Annotated in this window: 17 protein-coding genes; 9 read left to right on the top strand and 8 right to left on the bottom strand. The window is 49.0% G+C overall.

The features are described 5' to 3' along the window. Positions 1-118 precede the first annotated feature (118 nt). Positions 119-1,129: a tetratricopeptide repeat protein gene (locus tag FCL45_RS02390; protein ID WP_136796229.1), complete on the bottom strand. Its 1,011-nt coding sequence runs from the start codon at positions 1,127-1,129 to the stop codon at positions 119-121. Between the two features lie 334 nt (positions 1,130-1,463). On the opposite strand from FCL45_RS02390, the gene FCL45_RS02395 reads away from it, so the two are divergent. Beyond that, positions 1,464-1,907, top strand: a complete 444-nt coding sequence (locus FCL45_RS02395; RefSeq protein ID WP_136796228.1) for a universal stress protein — start codon at positions 1,464-1,466, stop codon at positions 1,905-1,907. 159 nt (positions 1,908-2,066) lie between these two features. After that, positions 2,067-2,543: a GNAT family N-acetyltransferase gene (locus tag FCL45_RS02400; RefSeq protein WP_136796227.1), complete on the top strand. Its 477-nt coding sequence runs from the start codon at positions 2,067-2,069 to the stop codon at positions 2,541-2,543. A 40-nt stretch (positions 2,544-2,583) separates the two neighbouring features. Here FCL45_RS02400 and FCL45_RS02405 read toward each other — a convergent pair whose 3' ends face one another. Further along, positions 2,584-3,150, bottom strand: coding sequence for an acyloxyacyl hydrolase (locus FCL45_RS02405; protein ID WP_136796226.1), 567 nt, complete (start codon positions 3,148-3,150; stop codon positions 2,584-2,586). Between the two features lie 224 nt (positions 3,151-3,374). On the opposite strand from FCL45_RS02405, the gene FCL45_RS02410 reads away from it, so the two are divergent. Further along, positions 3,375-4,688 (top strand): APC family permease, encoded by a 1,314-nt coding sequence (locus FCL45_RS02410; protein ID WP_136796225.1) that lies wholly within the window; start codon positions 3,375-3,377, stop codon positions 4,686-4,688. Continuing rightward, on the top strand, positions 4,685-5,086 hold the full coding sequence (locus FCL45_RS02415) for a rhodanese-related (seleno)protein (protein ID WP_263577274.1): 402 nt from the start codon (positions 4,685-4,687) through the stop codon (positions 5,084-5,086). The genes FCL45_RS02410 and FCL45_RS02415 overlap by 4 nt, the downstream gene beginning before the upstream one ends. Positions 5,087-5,179: 93 nt before the next feature. Here FCL45_RS02415 and FCL45_RS02420 read toward each other — a convergent pair whose 3' ends face one another. The 4 genes from FCL45_RS02420 to ilvC form a co-directional block, all read right to left on the bottom strand. Next, positions 5,180-6,541: an ArsB/NhaD family transporter gene (locus tag FCL45_RS02420; RefSeq protein WP_217907648.1), complete on the bottom strand. Its 1,362-nt coding sequence runs from the start codon at positions 6,539-6,541 to the stop codon at positions 5,180-5,182. Between the two features lie 2 nt (positions 6,542-6,543). After that, positions 6,544-7,014 (bottom strand): CBS domain-containing protein, encoded by a 471-nt coding sequence (locus tag FCL45_RS02425; protein ID WP_167495685.1) that lies wholly within the window; start codon positions 7,012-7,014, stop codon positions 6,544-6,546. A 285-nt stretch (positions 7,015-7,299) separates the two neighbouring features. After that, positions 7,300-7,611, bottom strand: a complete 312-nt coding sequence (locus FCL45_RS02430) for a ComEA family DNA-binding protein (RefSeq protein WP_136796222.1) — start codon at positions 7,609-7,611, stop codon at positions 7,300-7,302. Positions 7,612-8,046: 435 nt separating this feature from the next. After that, complete coding sequence (ilvC, locus tag FCL45_RS02435; RefSeq protein ID WP_136796221.1) at positions 8,047-9,519, bottom strand: ketol-acid reductoisomerase; 1,473 nt, start codon at positions 9,517-9,519, stop codon at positions 8,047-8,049. Positions 9,520-9,725: 206 nt separating this feature from the next. Between ilvC and ilvY the strand changes: the two genes are divergently transcribed. The 5 genes from ilvY to FCL45_RS02460 all read left to right on the top strand — a co-directional run bounded on the left by ilvY (position 9,726) and on the right by FCL45_RS02460 (position 15,662). After that, positions 9,726-10,631, top strand: coding sequence for an HTH-type transcriptional activator IlvY (gene ilvY / locus FCL45_RS02440; protein ID WP_136796220.1), 906 nt, complete (start codon positions 9,726-9,728; stop codon positions 10,629-10,631). 35 nt (positions 10,632-10,666) lie between these two features. After that, positions 10,667-11,410 carry a 5'/3'-nucleotidase SurE gene (gene surE, locus FCL45_RS02445; protein WP_136796219.1) on the top strand — a complete coding sequence of 248 codons (744 nt, stop codon included), beginning with the start codon at positions 10,667-10,669 and terminating at the stop codon, positions 11,408-11,410. 245 nt (positions 11,411-11,655) lie between these two features. Continuing rightward, positions 11,656-13,065 (top strand): Trk system potassium transporter TrkA, encoded by a 1,410-nt coding sequence (gene trkA / locus FCL45_RS02450; RefSeq protein ID WP_136796218.1) that lies wholly within the window; start codon positions 11,656-11,658, stop codon positions 13,063-13,065. Between the two features lie 346 nt (positions 13,066-13,411). Then, positions 13,412-14,656, top strand: a complete 1,245-nt coding sequence (locus FCL45_RS02455) for a tyrosine-type recombinase/integrase (RefSeq protein ID WP_136796217.1) — start codon at positions 13,412-13,414, stop codon at positions 14,654-14,656. Next, the gene (locus tag FCL45_RS02460; protein ID WP_136796216.1) at positions 14,646-15,662 is read left to right on the top strand and encodes a hypothetical protein; all 1,017 of its coding nucleotides are present in this window, start codon (positions 14,646-14,648) and stop codon (positions 15,660-15,662) included. The genes FCL45_RS02455 and FCL45_RS02460 overlap by 11 nt, the downstream gene beginning before the upstream one ends. A 90-nt stretch (positions 15,663-15,752) precedes the next feature. Here FCL45_RS02460 and FCL45_RS02465 read toward each other — a convergent pair whose 3' ends face one another. Together FCL45_RS02465 and FCL45_RS02470 are read right to left on the bottom strand one after the other, a co-directional pair. Continuing rightward, positions 15,753-16,040, bottom strand: a complete 288-nt coding sequence (locus FCL45_RS02465) for a hypothetical protein (RefSeq protein WP_136796215.1) — start codon at positions 16,038-16,040, stop codon at positions 15,753-15,755. A 14-nt stretch (positions 16,041-16,054) separates the two neighbouring features. After that, the gene (locus FCL45_RS02470) at positions 16,055-16,735 is read right to left on the bottom strand and encodes a thermonuclease family protein (RefSeq protein ID WP_136796214.1); all 681 of its coding nucleotides are present in this window, start codon (positions 16,733-16,735) and stop codon (positions 16,055-16,057) included. Between the last annotated feature and the right edge of the window lie 6 nt (positions 16,736-16,741).

The following is a 16,741-nucleotide window of genomic DNA, read 5'->3' on the forward strand; positions in this document are numbered from 1 at the left end:
CTCCCTCCGTAATATACGGATCGTGTTTGCTCTCTCGCCCCCCAGCATGTCAACAGTCGCCTGTGAGTCGCTCGTAAATCAACAACCATTGACGGAGCATACAAAACTCATCGTAATTTCATAAAATGAAAAAATCAACAGATTCTTCAATATTCCAACGCTTTTGAGCCACTTTCTGCGGCTTATTGAACCAACTGATTCCCAGCTTGCTGCTCTTTAAGCCAGGATACTCCTGATAGAGAAACGCCCTGATGCTTTTGGCTCTCTGTTCAGCCAGCTTTTTATTATTTTTCTGATAGACGACGACTTGCAGGGAGCCTTTTTTCATCAAAACAGCGGTTTTTCCAATCTCCCCCAAAGACTCTTTACCTGATTTGGTCAACTGCGCGCTGAATGGCTCGAAGGTGACTTCAGGGACCATCACTGTGCGAGGGCCAAAATAATAATTTCGATAGGAGAAATCATTGAGCCTGTTGAGATGATCCACCGCTTTAATCGCAAGCGCTCCGGAAGGAACCACGGCAAGATATTCCTTCCAGGCCAGCCGCTCTTCAGGCGTCCGGCCCAGCCGGGAAAGAACCAGTGCCCTGTTATAGAGTACAGAGGGGCTCTCAGGCCAAATCTGCAGTGCCTGTACATAGAGGTCGAGTGCCTCATTATACCGCTTGGCCTTTAGATGATGATGCCCTAGATACGTAAGTGAATTTAAGTGCTTGGAATTTAGTACAAGTGCTTTTTCATACTGGTCGCGCTCGGCCTTAAGCCTGTTCTTGGCACCATAGGCAACTCCCATCCAAAAATGATAATCAGCTTTATACGGGTCGAGTCGTATCGACTTTTCAAGATACGGGATAGCCTGATCAATCTTTTCCGATCTGAGCAGCAGCCGACCATAATAATAATTTGTCAGCGGGCTCTCCGGGTTCAATTCTACCTCTTGGCGGAATTTATCTTCACCTTTCCCGGGATCATCAACATCCAGATAGTAATCACCCTTGATCGAGTAACCGACAGTTCGCCCAACTTCCTTGACATTACAACTAGTTATTATCAGTATCGTAACGCATACAAAAAAACACCGGGAGACGTTTACAACCCCCCTCTGCCAATCTCTTCTTTTACGCTGCATATCTCTTCCTCTTGCTTTAGGGGGCTTCGACCCAAAAAGAATATATCCTCCTGCACCAAACAACAGTCTCGGCAATCATCCGTCGTAAAATATCAGAAATATAAAATAAAACCAGCGGTGATCAACTGTCGGCAAATCCGATCATCAATTTTCAACGAAGGGAACAAAATCTTTATACCTTTCCGCTATACGCAATAATGCCGTCGCCCCTTTCAATGCTGCAAAAGCAGGGTTATACTTAAATTATAACGTTGGTTGGTTAAGTACTTTGAAAGCCCTCAAGATTAAGGGTGTTCTCTGTTGGTGCACCCGAACCTCAGCAAGGAGGAGAACCATGCAGGAAATCACTCAAGTCGTGGTGCCGGTTGACCTCGAAAGGCACTCTCAGAAGCTCATTGATTTTGCGATGTATATTGCGCAAAAAATGGATGCCCATCTCAGCCTGATACATGTTGTTGAGTTTTACACCTCCGGCGACATGATGCTCGGCAGTCCTTCGCTCGAACTGCTGAACGAGGAACGGATTGATCGCTCCAAAGAAGCACTGGAGAATCTGGTAAATGACAATAAGCAAAAATACAGCAAGATTGATGGGGTGGTCTTCAAAGGCGATATTGTCGATACCATCGTCAAATATGCCGATGACAAAAACGCCGGCTTGCTGATCATCGGGACTCATGGAGCCAAAGGGCTTGAGAAAATCCTTTTAGGCAGTGTTGCAGAACGCGTACTCAAGCGGGTGCACTGCCCGACACTCACCATGAATCCCTACAAATAAAAAGCGCTGCCGTCGGCTACCGAGAACCGTAGCCGATGGCAGCTGGATTTTTGCTGTTCTTCTCAGGCAAACCGTAGTACCATCCTCTCCGTTTCATGCAGAATTCCGGCTAAGTCGATCTCCCTATACTACATGTAATTGCTCTATATTTTTCAGCCAATGAACGAACATCACAGTGAGCCAGGCTACATCTGGCGTTCTTTTGACGAACTGACAACCACCCAGCTCTACAGCCTGCTCAAGCTACGGCAGGAAGTTTTTGTAGTAGAACAGGATTGCGCCTATCTTGACGCAGACGGCCTTGATCAGCATTCCATGCATTTGCTTGTCTACGATGAGAACGAAAAAGAGTTGATCGGTTACCTCAGGCTGATCGAGCCTGAAATAAAATATGCCGAACCTGCCATCGGCCGGCTTGTAACTGCCGAGAAAATACGGGGTACAGGCATTGCCAGGCAGATGATGCGAGAAGCTATCGATCAGGCCCGGGACACATTCCCCGGACGCGTAATTCGCATCTCTGCTCAATTATATCTTGAGAAATTCTACACTAGCCTTGGTTTTACTCTTGCCTCAGATCCATACGACGAAGATGGTATTCCCCATGTGGAGATGCACCATGGTGGCAAACTATAAAACGATTATTTTTTATTGAGCCGTTCATGGGAGATCCAGACTAAAAATTCAACCGCACTTCACCCAGGTGGGCATTCAGGCTGGGGTTTTTGTCGTAGATAGAGCCATTTGACTCATGATAGTATCGATAACCAATACTTATCGAACTGCTGAACCAATAACTCAAGCCGACCTGACCCCGAAAAAATATCGGCCCCGCAAAATCTATATCTCCGTAAACTTCCTGCCCCATCCCCCCGACACCCAGCCCCCCGGTCAGTGAGAATTTTCGCCCAGGTGACCAGAGAAACGCGTCTACTCCCGCCGCGATCCGCCCGCCGCTTTCACCTTTGCCGTCAAGAAGACCAAGACTCAGATCTAGGGCGGAGCTCAACTGCCAGTCGTCAGCGAAATCAGCCACCCATGGCAGAGGGAGCGCCGCGAAAACCTCATAGAGCGTCAAACCACTTTTTCCCTCTCGAAATGAGCCTGCTATCCTCGCCCCATAATCGGCCGCCCTAAAACTGAAATCCGGCTTTTCTGCCCCATACGATTTTGCCTCAACATTCTGTAATGATATAAAGAACACCAGCGCACACAGGATCGCACTCCTTGCTCTATTCATCATTTTCCCCCGCCTTTATTCTGTTTTTAATGGTTTATGCTTCCTGTGATTTCAGCAATCCCTTACAATTAATTGCACTCACGAACCAGATCCTGCTTGTTTGCCACCCCGGCCGTTGTTAATTTTTGGAATACTTTATTATTTGATACTCTCACAACTGATAACCATGATGGCCCGCAATGTTGCCAGAACCAGGTACAACATCAGAACCTGATTAAGGAGAATGTATGTTCCGGTCATTTCTACTTGCAGTGAGTTTAAGCATGGGCTGGATGCTTTCACCGGATGTCCAGGTACGACTCGGCAACGGCATGGGCCTCAATCGCTCACTTTTTCTTGCCGCACTCGCCGCTTCGACACTTCTTTCCGCGCTTGTAGTTTCGATTATCAGACACCCTAAGCTCGCTGTCGAAGGAAGGCATACCCAGACAGGCCTGCTCGTGCAGGGGCTCGGCAAAGTACCTGCTGCCTCACTCATTCTCTGCGCAAGAATAAGTTGTGTTCTTGTTCTCCCCACCGGGCTGCTCGTTGCCGCCGGCTTTGCCTTCAATGAAATCTTTGTCTACTGGTTCCCGAATTTTGGTTTTGCCTTTTTGCTGCTGGCCCTGATCGTCGCCCTGCAGGTGAGCGGCGAAAGATTCGCCGGCTATGCTCAGGTGTTTTTTGCTATCGTCATGTTGGGTTCAATGATTCTGCTCTGCCTGGCAGGAATCAGCGGACCTGTCAGCACCAACCCTGTTTCTGTCGATATTGGTTTCTCACTTTCCCTGCCGACAATGGTAGGGAGCCTGCTGCTGTTCCTCGGTTATGACTTTGTGCTCCCCCGCAATACAATGGCTGACCAAAACAAGGAACTGCTCCCGGCCATGATTCCGGCTACAGGAGCCCTGTTTGGCGCTCTACTGCTCTTTCTCTTCTGGTCCATGTTGATGTTTCAATATGTAGCCTCAGACCATCTTGCAAACACGACAATTCCCCACCTGATTACCGCCCGGGCAATATGGGGAGATACCGGGCGCTATCTTATTGGTATCGCCATCATCAGCGGTGTATGCGCTGCAGTAAATGCACTTTTCAGCATGGCATTGAAAAGTTTTTCAGGTCTTGCCAGACGCCACCTGCTTCCCGGCCACCCACCCGGCAGGCTGAAGAGAAAACGTTTCGTATTCCTCTTTGCACTCATCATCGGTACGATGATGTTGGGTGGCCTTGCCGGATACCAGATCCTTGAAGCATATATTCAGACAGCTCTGCTGCTTTGGCTGGCCATGGTTGGAGCAGAGTGCATAGCGGCAGGAATAATGCTGAAAAGGCTCAACAACTACAGATACCGGCAAGGGTATATTCTCGGTGCGATTTTAATCCTGGCCGCAATGTACCTTATGCTTTCCTACCAATACGCTTTCACTTCCATTCGGGTAACCCTCGTGGCCTTTATTGTCACTGCAGGTGCTTCCGCTCTCTGGAACATTATAAAACCTGTGGCTGAGGTCACCCCCCCACAAAAAGACAAATCTAACACGACAGGAGGTTCTCAATGAAACGTCTGACAACACTTCTCTTTGCCGCACTGGCGGCCATACTGCTGGCCCTCACCCCGGCTGTAGGTGGAGAGGTCAAGTTTATGGAAATTGACGAACTCAAGCAAATGATCGGCTCCGATGACGTAGTCGTTCTCGATGTTCGGGCCGGCAGGGACTGGAGCACCAGTGAATTTAAGATTCAGGGCGCCATGCGAGCCGACGGTGCCGATTTTGACAGCTGGGCCAACACCTACCCTAAAGAGAAAAAGCTTGTTCTCTACTGTGCTTGACCCAATGAGGCCACAAGTGCCAGTTTGGCACAAAAACTGATAGATAACGGTTATACAGAAGTCTATGCCTTAAAGGGCGGATGGAAAAGCTGGTACCGCAGCCAATACCCGGTTGAACCGAGATAACTTGAATCCCACCACCCCAGGCAGCCGATGCCCGAACTGATGAAAACTTCAAGTGAGTATCGGCTGCCTGAACCGATGAGAGCCTGCTGCTCGTCAGGTAAAAGCATAATAGCGCAGATAAACATATATCATCGCGATAAAGACGGTCACAATGGTTACAGGAACACCATAGGCCATAAAACGTAGAAAGCTGATCTTCTGACCAGCTCTTCCCGCCATCTCCACAATTATCACATTAGCGGATGCACCTATCGGTGAGCCGTTACCGCCCAGACAGGAACCAAGTGCAAGAGACCACCAGATCGGCATAAGTTCCGGATGCTGCAGCAGCGCTATTCCGCTTTCCTCAGGCCAGAGTTCTCCTGCCATATCAATCACCAAAGGATTCATGGTCGCCACATAGGGAATATTATCTATCACTGCCGACGCTATCGCCGAAAACCACATGATCAGCATGGAGGTCGAGAGCAGATCTCCCCTGGTAAGGTCAAGCATCTCCGTAGACATCATCTTGATCGCGCCGACTTTCACCAGCCCACCCACCATAATAAACAGGCCGATAAAAAAGAATATCACTTGCCACTCAACTTCTGCAAGCACCCTTTGTGGTTCTGAAGTACCAGAAAGCAAGAGGAGAACTCCCGCACCAAACAGGGCCACAGTGGCAGGTTCGTAATGAAATACGCCATGCAGCATAAATCCCAACAGCACAAACCCCAACACACAGAGTGACTTCTTCAGCATCAGCGGATCCTTGATGGCATCTGCCTCATTCAGATTCATTATGCGTTGCTTCAATTCCTCCCTGGTTTTCAAACTGTTGGCAAACACAAGCCTGATGATGAACAGGAAACAGACCATGATCACGATGATAATCGGGGCAAGGTGAATGATAAAATCCATAAAGTTCAACTTAGCCCTCGAAGCAATCATTATGTTAGGCGGATCGCCGATAAGAGTGGCAGTGCCACCAATGTTTGAAGAAAGGGCTTCCACAATCAGGAAAGGGATCGCATCCACCTCCAGGGCATCTGCAATCAACAAGGTAACCGGGGCCAGCAACAGGACTGTAGTGACATTGTCGAGCAGGGCGGAAAAAGCCGCAGTAATAACTGCAAAAATAATCATGATCCTGAGCGGATCTCCCCTGCCCAGTTTTGCACTTCGGATGGCAATGTACTCAAACATTCCTGTGGGACGCATCAGACTGATGATAATCATCATCCCCACCAGCAGGAAAATCACATTCCAGTCAACACCAAACTCCTCCAGATGAAATGCCTCATGTTGATCGAGGATTTTTAGAACCAGAATCAGCGCAGCGCCAAATATGGCTACGACAGTTTTATGGATTTTTTCAGAAATTATGACCACCAGAGCAACCGTGAAGACAATTATGGCAACCCAAAACGACGCGTCCATCGCAAAGGCTTCCTGTACCGCTCCACTTTCCATGGCTACTCCTTGGCCGAGGACATTAAATCTGAAATTTTCTCATACAGATCATGAATATAGAGTATGCCGACAACTCTCCCTAAATCATCTACCACCGGGATACGCTGCAGAGAATTGTCGATCATGAGATCCGCACAGCGGATAAGTGAATCATCCACTTTGACGGTTATCACATTCCGCGACATGATATCCTTCACCTTCACATTTTTCACGCGCTTGACATGGTCCTCGAACATCCCTTCCCAGGTGAATTCCCGAAGGATGTCCTCCATATATGAAGGGATTATTGCTCGTATGATATCCTTTATGGACAGCACACCAACAAGCTTTGTGCCATTCTCAAGTACGACCATTCCCTGCACGGTTCTCCCTTTGTGGCTTGCCCTGGAAAGGCGAACCACCGCTTCCTGAAGGGTCATCTCCGGTTCCAGCCAATTATCCTTGATAGGCTCGACCAGTTTTCGTACATACATTTTTTCACCTCCGGAAGTACATCTCAGCATCTTTCATTCTATCGAAAAAATGCATTTTCCTGATAAAATCCACTCTTCAAGGGTAGGTGAATTACCCTGAAAACTCAAACGCATTTCTACGCTATTTCACCAATAAGAAGCGTGTACCACCTGACGAGAGATGCAGGCTGCGCCACAATAACACCACCCGCCAGTTGCCTTTGAACTCAAGCATAATATTAAAAAAAAAAGGCCGGTCACCTCATGCGAGGGACCGGCCTTCTGAAGAAGAAGAAATTGATGGAATTAAATTTCTTCCAGAAAGGGCTCTATTTTTTGAAGCTTCTTGTCACCAATACCTTTCACCAAGGTAAGATCCTGGATGGATTTGAACTTGCCATGCTCGCTTCTGAAGCTCACTATGGCCGCTGCTGTCTTCGTGCCGATGCCTGGCAGAGAGATAAGTATTGCCTCATCAGCGGTGTTAATATTGACCTTCTCAGACAGTTTGGCAACAGTCTCCGGCTGACCTGAGGTATCATCGGTAGTTGTATTCGCGAAAACGTTTCCAGTGGCCAGGGCGAAAATCAGAACGAACAGTAGAAAAATATTTTTCATTACTCTCTCCTTAGATTGTCTTGATTATTTCTGATAGTAAACAAACAGACTTCTTTTCAGTTACTTACGTTTACAACTGTTTGAAACTTTCCTCTGGCCAGAGGGAATAAACAAGGGAGCCCAACCCTGATCGAATCTGAAGAACATTGCACAACCCAAGCAATTTCCCCCAATCTGCAGTTACGACCTTTCATTCCCCCCGGGGAAGGTCGAAGTTGCAATGTCGCCAGAAGCAACCTGAGAGATAACTGGCTGTTCTCCCTTGCTTATTGCTGATCACCCTAACAGACAAGGCTTACCTTTTTATGACAAACTCTTTTTTATTTATTTGAAAAAACGGGCAAAAAAAGAAGGCCCCGGCAGAAAGTTCCCGCCGGGGCCTTAAAAAGACACACTAAATTTCAGACAATGCAGCTCTGAATTTATTTATAAAAATTAATAAATTGACTTCATTGCGCCCATATAGGATCTCAGTTCCTCACCAATAACCTCGACACCGGTGTAGCGGATCGCCTCGTTGACTCGAATCAGCTCGATATTATCAACACCACAGTCTTTCAACTCGAGTCCCTTGCCGACAACATCAAGATCGATTTTCTTCATGAACTCGTCAAGAAGCGGCTTGGCTGCGTTGGCGAACAGGTAGTTTCCGTACTCTGCAGTATCGGAGATTACCACGTTCATCTCGTAAAGCTTCTTACGGGCCACGGTGTTGGCAATCAGCGGGGTCTCATGCAGTGACTCGTAGTAGGCGGACTCTTCCTTGATACCCGCGGATACCATGGTGTCAAAAGCGAGTTCAACACCAGCCTTAACCATGGCGATCATCAGGATGCCCTTATCAAAATACTCCTGCTCGGTGATTTCCACATCAGTATTCTCGGCCTTTTCGAAGGCAGATTCACGGGACTCCTGACGCCAGCGCAGCAGATCGGTATCGTCATTAGCCCAGTCTTCCATCATGGTCTTTGAGAAGTGGCCGGACATGATGTCATCCATGTGCTTTTCAAACAGCGGGGTGAGGATTTCCTTCAATTCCTCGGCCAGCTCATTGGCACGTATTTTGGCCGGATTGGAAAGGCGATCCATCATGTTGGTAATACCGCCATGCTTGAGTGCCTCGGTGGTCACCTCCCAGCCATACTGCACCAGTTTAGACGCATAACCCGGCTCCATGCCCTTTTCAACCATCTTGTCGAACAGCACCAGAGAACCAACCTGGAGCATACCGCAGAGAATGGTCTGCTCACCCATCAGGTCAGACTTTACCTCGGCAATGAAAGAAGACTGCAGAACACCTGCGCGATCGCCGCCGGTTCCGCAACAGTATGCTTTGGCAATCTCCCAGCCCTCACCTTTCGGGTCATTTTCGCCATGAACAGCGATCAGGGTAGGAACACCAAAGCCACGCTTGTACTCTTCACGAACCTCGGTTCCAGGTGATTTAGGAGCAACCATAACTACGGTAAGGTCATCCCGTACCGTCATGCCTTCTTCAACGATATTGAAACCATGGGAATAGGAGAGGCAGGCACCTTCTTTCATCAGCGGCATTACAGCTGAAACAACGCTGGTGTGCTGCTTGTCAGGGGTCAGGTTGATAACCAGATCTGCAGTTGGGATTTTCTCTTCGTAGGTGCCAACTTCAAAATCGTTCTCAGCAGCATTCTTCCAGGACTGGCGCTTCTCACTGATTGCAGACTCACGCAGAGCATAGGCAATATCAAGACCGCTGTCGCGCAGGTTCAGACCCTGGTTCAAGCCCTGGGCACCACAGCCGACAATAACGATCTTCTTGCCTTTCAGGGCATCAACTCCGTCAAATTCTGTTGAATCCATAAAACGGCACTGGGAAAGCTCCTCGAGCTGCCTGCGAAGCGGCAAGGTATTAAAATAATTGTCAGCCATATCTATCTCCCTAGAGTTGTATTTTTTTTGCTTCGATTAAAATAATCAAATTTGTCATTGTGATATATTGATAATCGCCTGTTGCGTCAAGTGATTTGTTCGTGATACAGTATTGCATATTTTGCAACAAACGATTCTGCCTGGTCACGCAGAACACAATATAAAGCCATAGCAAAGTTCTACACGCAAAAAGATGATTGTCCATAATGAATATCCGTGAACTGAAACTTTTCCGCCACCTTGTCGGCAGCCTGCATTTTGCAAGAACCAGTCAGGCATGCAATATCACCCCCTCCGGCCTCACCCGGGCAATGCAGCGTCTGGAGAGCGAACTTGGCCATCAACTCTTTTACCGGGATAAGCGCTCGGTCAGCCTGACACCCGCCGGCCTCATCTTCAAAGAATATGCTGAAGAAGCCATCCAGCGCTGGAACGAACTGCAAAGTGCCCTCTCTGGCGACCAGGCTCTGCGGGGCGAACTTTCACTCTACTGTTCCGTAACCGCTATCCTTTCCATTCTGCCGGATATTTTCAGCCGATTCCGCAGAGCTTTCCCCGAGGTATCGCTCCATCTGCAGACCGGTGATGCCGCCAAGGCTCTTTTCAAACTGCAGAACAGAGAGGCGGATATCAGTGTGGCTGCCCTGCCGGATAACCCACCTGAGGCCATAGACTTTATGAAAATTGTTGAGACACCCCTGATTTTCATCGCACCAGCCGATCACACCGCCACTGTGGCCTACCACGGTACTGAAATAGACTGGCGACGAACGCCTGTTATAGTCGCAGAGCGTGGCCTGAGCCGTGACCGGATCTTTCGCTGGTTTGCAAATATAGGCGTAGTACCAAATATTTATTCTCAGGTTGCAGGTAATGAGGCTATAATTGCAATGGTTGGTATGGGTTGCGGAGTCGGCGTTATTCCTGAACTGGTACTTGAACAAAGTGTTTTAAAAGACCAGGTGCAGACTCTGGAAGTAACACCGCACCTCAAGCCATTTACTGTCGGCTTCTGTACCACCGCCAGGAACAGACGTAACCCTGTTGTTTCAGCATTTCTCGAAACAGCCAAATCAGAATATTCCTGGCGCACGCCTGTTGAGCATAGATAAAAAAGTAAATAATTTAGATAATTACAGACAATATTATGACGACTATACTCATCACCAATGACGATGGCATTCACAGCAATGGGCTCTACGCCCTGCGCGAATCCCTCAATCCGCTTGGGAGGACCATAGTGGTCGCACCGGATCGGGACAATTCCGCAGTATCACATTCCCTGACCATGAGCAGGCCGCTCAACCTCCGTGAAATTGCACCCGACACCTATACCGTCGATGGGACACCTACAGACTGTGTAATTCTTGCACTTGGCAGGATACTGAATGAAAAACCGGACTTACTCGTATCAGGCATCAACCGGGGGGCAAATCTTGGCGATGATATTTCCTACTCTGGCACCGTGTCAGCCGCCATGGAGGGAACTATTTACGGTGTAGCCTCCATGGCTCTATCATTGGCAGCAGAGGAACCGAGAGACTATACCTTAGCAGGCAGGATGGCCCATGACATTGCGATCAAAATCCTGCAAAACCCACTACCCGCCGGAACACTGGTAAACATTAACGTCCCCGGTGGTGACAGCCATAATGGTATTCGCATCACCCGGCAAGGGAAGCGGCTTTGGGAAAATGCCATCCAGAAAACCAAGGACCCCTGGGGGCGAACCCGGTACTGGATCGGTGGCGGGACTCCGGTAAAGGAATCCGGTGAGGACACTGATGTAAAGGCCATTCATGACGGCTATGTATCCATTACGCCCATCCACCTTGACTTAACCCACCACGAGGGAATTCGTCATCTGGAATCTCTCTGGTTGAACAGCTGATCACCTCCAGAACAAACACTCATTCCCAACGAGCTTCCAAGCAATTCGAAACAACAACGAAGGTCAGCAGTTACCACACAAACTTGCAGTACGTTGACAAGGATGGTCGAATCAGGTAAACAGAGCAAAAATTCAACATAGAATATTTTGCAATTTGCTTCAGTTATCCCGCCCTCCTTCAAGGACGCTTGAAGTGGCACAACCTCCCCCGACATGCTCCAGGTGCCAGGGACTAAAAAGCACATATGTTTGGTAAGAAAAAAACCCCTCCGTTGAATATCCTTATTCTCGGTCTTGGTGGTGTTGGTTATTATCTCGCCCAGAGACTCGCGCACGAAGAATGTGCCATCACCGTCATCGAGCCCGATTCAAAAATTCTTTCCCAGGCCAATGGCCAGATAGATGCCAGGCTCATCAAGGGCAGCGCACTTGATATGAGTTGCTGGCAGGAAGCTGATGCCGGTAAGATGCAATGCCTGATCGCAGCGACCAATAACGATGCGGTCAACATGCTCTCATCCGTTATTGCCGACAAATTCGGTATCGATCGTAAAATTGCCAGGGTGCGAAGAAGAGATTTCGGTAAAGAAGACTCGATAATTACCTCTGAGGATTTGAAAATAGATCTCCTGATCAACCCGGAAGAACTTGCTGCCCAGGAAGTGGTCAGACTTATCAAGTTGAATTCCGGCAACGAGATCATCGATATCGCTGCCGGAGAAATTCAGCTGCTGGCGGCCGAAATCAGCGCGAAGTCACCTTTTGCGCATAAAAAACTCAAAGATATCGCCAGAGAATTCAATGAATTCCCGTTCCGTGTCGTAGCCATAGCCAGGGATATCCGCACCATAATCCCCAGTGGCGACCAGGAGCTTTTACCGAATGATCAAGTTTTTATCATGGCTGTAAAACGCGATCTGCCAAAACTGATGAAACTGACAGATGTCCATCTGCATCGTCAGCAGAAAGTGATGATTCTCGGCGGCGGCCTGGTTGGTGAGCGAGTTGCCGAACTATTGGAAAAAAATGTAAAAGTCACCTTGATTGAGGCCGATGAGGATCGTGCGGACCAACTCTCATACAGTCTGGCCCATACCGAAGTTCTCCATGGTGACGGCTCAAACAGCAATGTACTGGTGGCCGCCGGCCTGCTCAATGTCGACACCTTCATCGCCACAACCGGTGAGAATGAAACCAACATCATGAGCTGTCTGCTGGCCAAAAACCTGCTCCGACAGAAAAAGGAAGAGAATCCTGACCAGTTTGAAGCCAGGACAATCTCGCTGGTAACTAAAGAAGACTACCTGGTTCTCGCCCAGACCACAGGCTCTAATATCGCCCTGAACAAGAAGGTGATGGCGGGTAACGAAATCCTGAAGTTCATCCGTCGCAGCGAACTGCTCTCCGTGGCCCATCTGCACGGTTTCGACGCCGAGGTGGTCGAATTGATAGCATCCCCCAAGTCACCTATTACCAAGAAGCCCCTCTCAAAGCTGGACCCATACTATATGGATAAACTCATTATTGGTGCTGTGTTGGGCGAAGAGGGCTGGAGAGTCGCGGTTGGCCAGACCCACATCCAGGAAAATGAACGGGTTATTGTCATTTGCCCTTCGATGTACCTGAAAGACGTGCGTAAGCTGTTTATGGACTGACAGAACAGGCTGCTCCGCACACCTCGCCAATGAGATCAGGCGAAAACTATCCGGGCAGGAAGGGCACCAATAAAAAAGGCGGTTAAGTCGAAATGACTTAACCGCCTTTAATAACTGGTACACCAGGAGCGATTCGAACGCCCGACCTACGGATTCGTAGTCCGTGTTTTGGCCACTCGACTCACTTCTCTTGACAATTGACTCACTTGTCTTGAAATAGACTTTTATTGATTTTACATTGACATAGCAGGCATTAATAAGATAAAGTCATTCCTGACAATAGAGCTTTAGCGACCTGTCTTGAGTATTTTCATGTAACCGGCATGTAACCAGTCAAGAGGCTGTCATGGCTACCAACAAATTGCTCTTCACCTACGAACGTCTGCGGAAGTTACAACCCGCCCCGCCCGGCAAACGGCTTATCTTATGGGACAAACGTCAACCAGGACTTGCCCTGCAGGTAACTTCAGCTAACACAAAGACTTTCCAATTCCGCCGCTGGGACAAGCAGAGGAGGGAGCCCAAAATCCTCACCTTGGGCCAATATCCCGCTCTCTCCGTGGAAGAAGCCCGTAAAATTGCCGCCCAGAAACTTTCAGAGATGAATAGCGGCATCGATATCGTCGAGGCGGCAAACGCTGTCAGAGGTGAATCTAGCCTTGATACCCTCTTCTCTTTATGGCTCGAGCAGCACGCAAAACCTCATAAAAAAAGTTGGGAAGAAGACGTCAGGCGCTACAACCTTTATATTAAGGGTCCTCTTGGCAGAAAAACGCTGTCATGGTTTTCCACCGATAAAATCAGGTCATGGCACCTGTCCCTCACGAAGCTGCAAAAACAAAGAGCTCCCAAAGGGGACACTATTTCCCCCTCCACCGCGAACCGCGCTCTCGCACTGCTCAGCACCATTTTCAATAAGATGGCTCCCGAAATCCCCAACCCTTGCAAGGGTGTAATCAAATTTAAGGAAACCAGCCGGGAAAGGTTCCTGAAACCAGAGGAGCTGGATAAATTTTTCAACGCGCTGGACGATCCAGCCACCCCGGCAGATTTACGTGACTATCTGCTGCTCTCACTCTTCACAGGGGCTCGCCGTAATAACGTGCTGTCAATGAAGTGGGATGACATCGACCTGGATCTGGAGATCTGGACCATTCCCGCGGCGGAATCAAAAAACAATACCTCCATGCCTGTCCCCTTGGTCCCACAAGCCTTGAATATCCTGACAAGGCGTAAAACGGGGGCAACTTGCATCTTTGTTTTTCCAAGCGAGGAGAGCAAAACTGGCCACTATACAACCCCCACCCAAGCCTGGAGGAGCCTTTTGAAAAGAGCAGGCCTCAAGGGAGTACGAATCCACGATCTTCGACGAACCCTTGGCAGTTATATGGCAACGATCGGCTGCAACACTGTTGCCATAGGCAAGGCCCTTGGCCACAAAGATCAAAAAACGACCGAGATTTATGCTCGAATGTCTTTAGATCCTATCCGCAACGGTATGGTCGATGCTGTCAATACGATGATGGCGGCAAAGAAAGCACCGGGGCAAATCAGCAACCAATCAGGAGAAGACGTTAGTAATGACCAATAACAAGCATGAGGAGTGGTTAGGGAACTTTCTTTATGACAAGTGGCAGCGGCTCCGGCGACATCCGGATTATCGGGGCTTCTGTAGGCGTAACGAAAAGCTCTTTGACGATCTCGGGGTGGCAGGCAATTACTTTGATGAGGCCAACCCGGATGACGCTAAGGACAACCCTGATGACGCTGCGTTACAACAACTCAGAGAACGTTTCCACATCGCCAAAATTTACCACCATGATTTGGATCTAAGACCATCTGATTTACTCCAATTACCCCAGATTTTCACAGGGCAACCCGCGATTTCCCCTGTGTTCGTCGAGGAAGAGGATGATTGCGATAAATTCACCGACTTTACTGTGGTCCACAACGACATGCATATTGACTGCAGGATTAACATCTCCACAGATATCACGGACGATGAACTTACCCAGTCCCTGCTGGAGCTTGTGCGGTGTGCCCGTGAGGAAGCCGGGCTGAAGGACAACCCCAGGCACCATTTCGCCAAAAATCGTGATGCCTACCACATTTACGACCTGCGCCTGCAGAGGGTACCGTTTAGCCGGATCGCGAGAGAAACAGGCTTCAGCAAAGATAGTGCTTTTAAGAAATTCTGCAGAGCCTGGGAGCTCATCCATGGTGAACCCTACGACCTGACGTTGCTTACCCAATATTTTGACCTGAACAGTGCTGAAAGAGGGAAATGGGATCGAGTTGGGGAGGCTAAATCATCTCGCAAGGAATATCTCGCCCACACCGATGAACATGGTCGCCAAAAAATACTCGATAATTACCAGGGAGAAGGTGTTGACGCAGCCACAGAAAAACGAGACCTTCGGGAATCACTATCCCATTTGCGTGCCTATTGCCAGAAATGTAAAGATACAACCTGCTCCCATGGCATGACAAAGGCGCTCGACAAAGGCCTCACCCATGATGAACTCGATTTTTCAGGATTAACCCCGTGCCCAGAGCTTTATCACATGTTGCGAACCGGCGATTACCCGATTCTTTGAGCCAGTGCGTTTTGCGGAGGTAGGGGGACTGAAAGCTGGCTTTGACGAACGCACATGCCGCCCCAGGCGACTTCTGGTCCTCATGGCCATTTACTCACCGTATATAGTAATTGTTGACACCTCGCCAGTTACCTTGGAAACAGCTATGTAAGTTTCATCCCCGCCAATTTTCATGGCCCGAGGATATTCACAGCCAATTTTAGGGTAAGGTAGGTACCAGTATTCAGCCTCATCATATCTGATATTGCTGTAGAAACCGCCTTCAGGACGAGTGTCAAAGGGTTCACAGTTCTCGATCTGCCTTTCCACTTCCTTGATGATGTTTGCCAAGATACGGTCCAAGGCTAAACTTTTAGCTTTTTCCATTGTGACTTTCATCACTTCCCTCCCCCCTAGGGATCACATTGGCCGCAGGAGCGGTACCCAGCCGCAACGGCCCCGTCACGGGTCTGAAAAGTCTCTGTGCAGTTCTTACAATTGTAGTGCCGACAACTCGGGTCATGAAATACATGGCTCTTCACATTGCCGTGATAAGTACCGGGTGCTGAAGCCGTGTAGACGCTGTTTGTCTTCTCACCTGATGATTTGCCACTCCGCTTGCCTTTCCGCCACTCCCACGGCGGGACAGGATCACCAGAGAAATCCCACAGGCCTCGCATCGACACCCTGGCTTCCCGCTCGAGCTGCAACCAGTCTTTGCAGAATGACTCCTTGCAGTATTTCCGGTACTGCCATGCATAACCAGCCTTGATGATCGCTCTGTTGACGTTGATCCCGTCCACCATGACCACCCCTACAGTCCTGCCATACCTGTCGGTGTCATAGGCGATGACTTTTACTGCCTTCCCTGCTGTCAGGCTTGCCGTGTACTTCTTTGCCGATTGTCCGAATGCCTGCCTCTTTTCAGGAGTATCGATGCCGTATAGCCGTATTTTGTGCTGCCTGTTGGACTTGTCAAGGACGGTGATTGTGTCCCCATCGGCAACACTGACGACTTTTCCCTGGATGCTGGTCTGGGAGGAGGCTGGCAAGGCGAAAAGCAGGAGGCAAAAAATAAGGAGGCTGACGCGCATGACGAT

Source organism: Desulfosediminicola ganghwensis, from assembly GCF_005116675.2.
GTDB lineage: Bacteria > Desulfobacterota > Desulfobulbia > Desulfobulbales > Desulfocapsaceae > Desulfopila > Desulfopila ganghwensis.

Bases quoted from the DNA above. Each gene is read 5' to 3' on its own strand.
- FCL45_RS02390 (WP_136796229.1), bottom strand. From the start codon at position 1,129: ATGCAGCGTAAAAGAAGAGATTGGCAGAGGGGGGTTGTAAACGTCTCC.
- FCL45_RS02395 (WP_136796228.1), top strand. From the start codon at position 1,464: ATGCAGGAAATCACTCAAGTCGTGGTGCCGGTTGACCTCGAAAGGCAC.
- FCL45_RS02400 (WP_136796227.1), top strand. From the start codon at position 2,067: ATGAACGAACATCACAGTGAGCCAGGCTACATCTGGCGTTCTTTTGAC.
- FCL45_RS02405 (WP_136796226.1), bottom strand. From the start codon at position 3,150: ATGATGAATAGAGCAAGGAGTGCGATCCTGTGTGCGCTGGTGTTCTTT.
- FCL45_RS02410 (WP_136796225.1), top strand. From the start codon at position 3,375: ATGTTCCGGTCATTTCTACTTGCAGTGAGTTTAAGCATGGGCTGGATG.
- FCL45_RS02420 (WP_217907648.1), bottom strand. From the start codon at position 6,541: ATGGAAAGTGGAGCGGTACAGGAAGCCTTTGCGATGGACGCGTCGTTT.
- FCL45_RS02425 (WP_167495685.1), bottom strand. From the start codon at position 7,014: ATGTATGTACGAAAACTGGTCGAGCCTATCAAGGATAATTGGCTGGAA.
- FCL45_RS02430 (WP_136796222.1), bottom strand. From the start codon at position 7,611: ATGAAAAATATTTTTCTACTGTTCGTTCTGATTTTCGCCCTGGCCACT.
- ilvC (WP_136796221.1), bottom strand. From the start codon at position 9,519: ATGGCTGACAATTATTTTAATACCTTGCCGCTTCGCAGGCAGCTCGAG.
- ilvY (WP_136796220.1), top strand. From the start codon at position 9,726: ATGAATATCCGTGAACTGAAACTTTTCCGCCACCTTGTCGGCAGCCTG.
- surE (WP_136796219.1), top strand. From the start codon at position 10,667: ATGACGACTATACTCATCACCAATGACGATGGCATTCACAGCAATGGG.
- trkA (WP_136796218.1), top strand. From the start codon at position 11,656: ATGTTTGGTAAGAAAAAAACCCCTCCGTTGAATATCCTTATTCTCGGT.
- FCL45_RS02455 (WP_136796217.1), top strand. From the start codon at position 13,412: ATGGCTACCAACAAATTGCTCTTCACCTACGAACGTCTGCGGAAGTTA.
- FCL45_RS02460 (WP_136796216.1), top strand. From the start codon at position 14,646: ATGACCAATAACAAGCATGAGGAGTGGTTAGGGAACTTTCTTTATGAC.
- FCL45_RS02465 (WP_136796215.1), bottom strand. From the start codon at position 16,040: ATGAAAGTCACAATGGAAAAAGCTAAAAGTTTAGCCTTGGACCGTATC.
- FCL45_RS02470 (WP_136796214.1), bottom strand. From the start codon at position 16,735: ATGCGCGTCAGCCTCCTTATTTTTTGCCTCCTGCTTTTCGCCTTGCCA.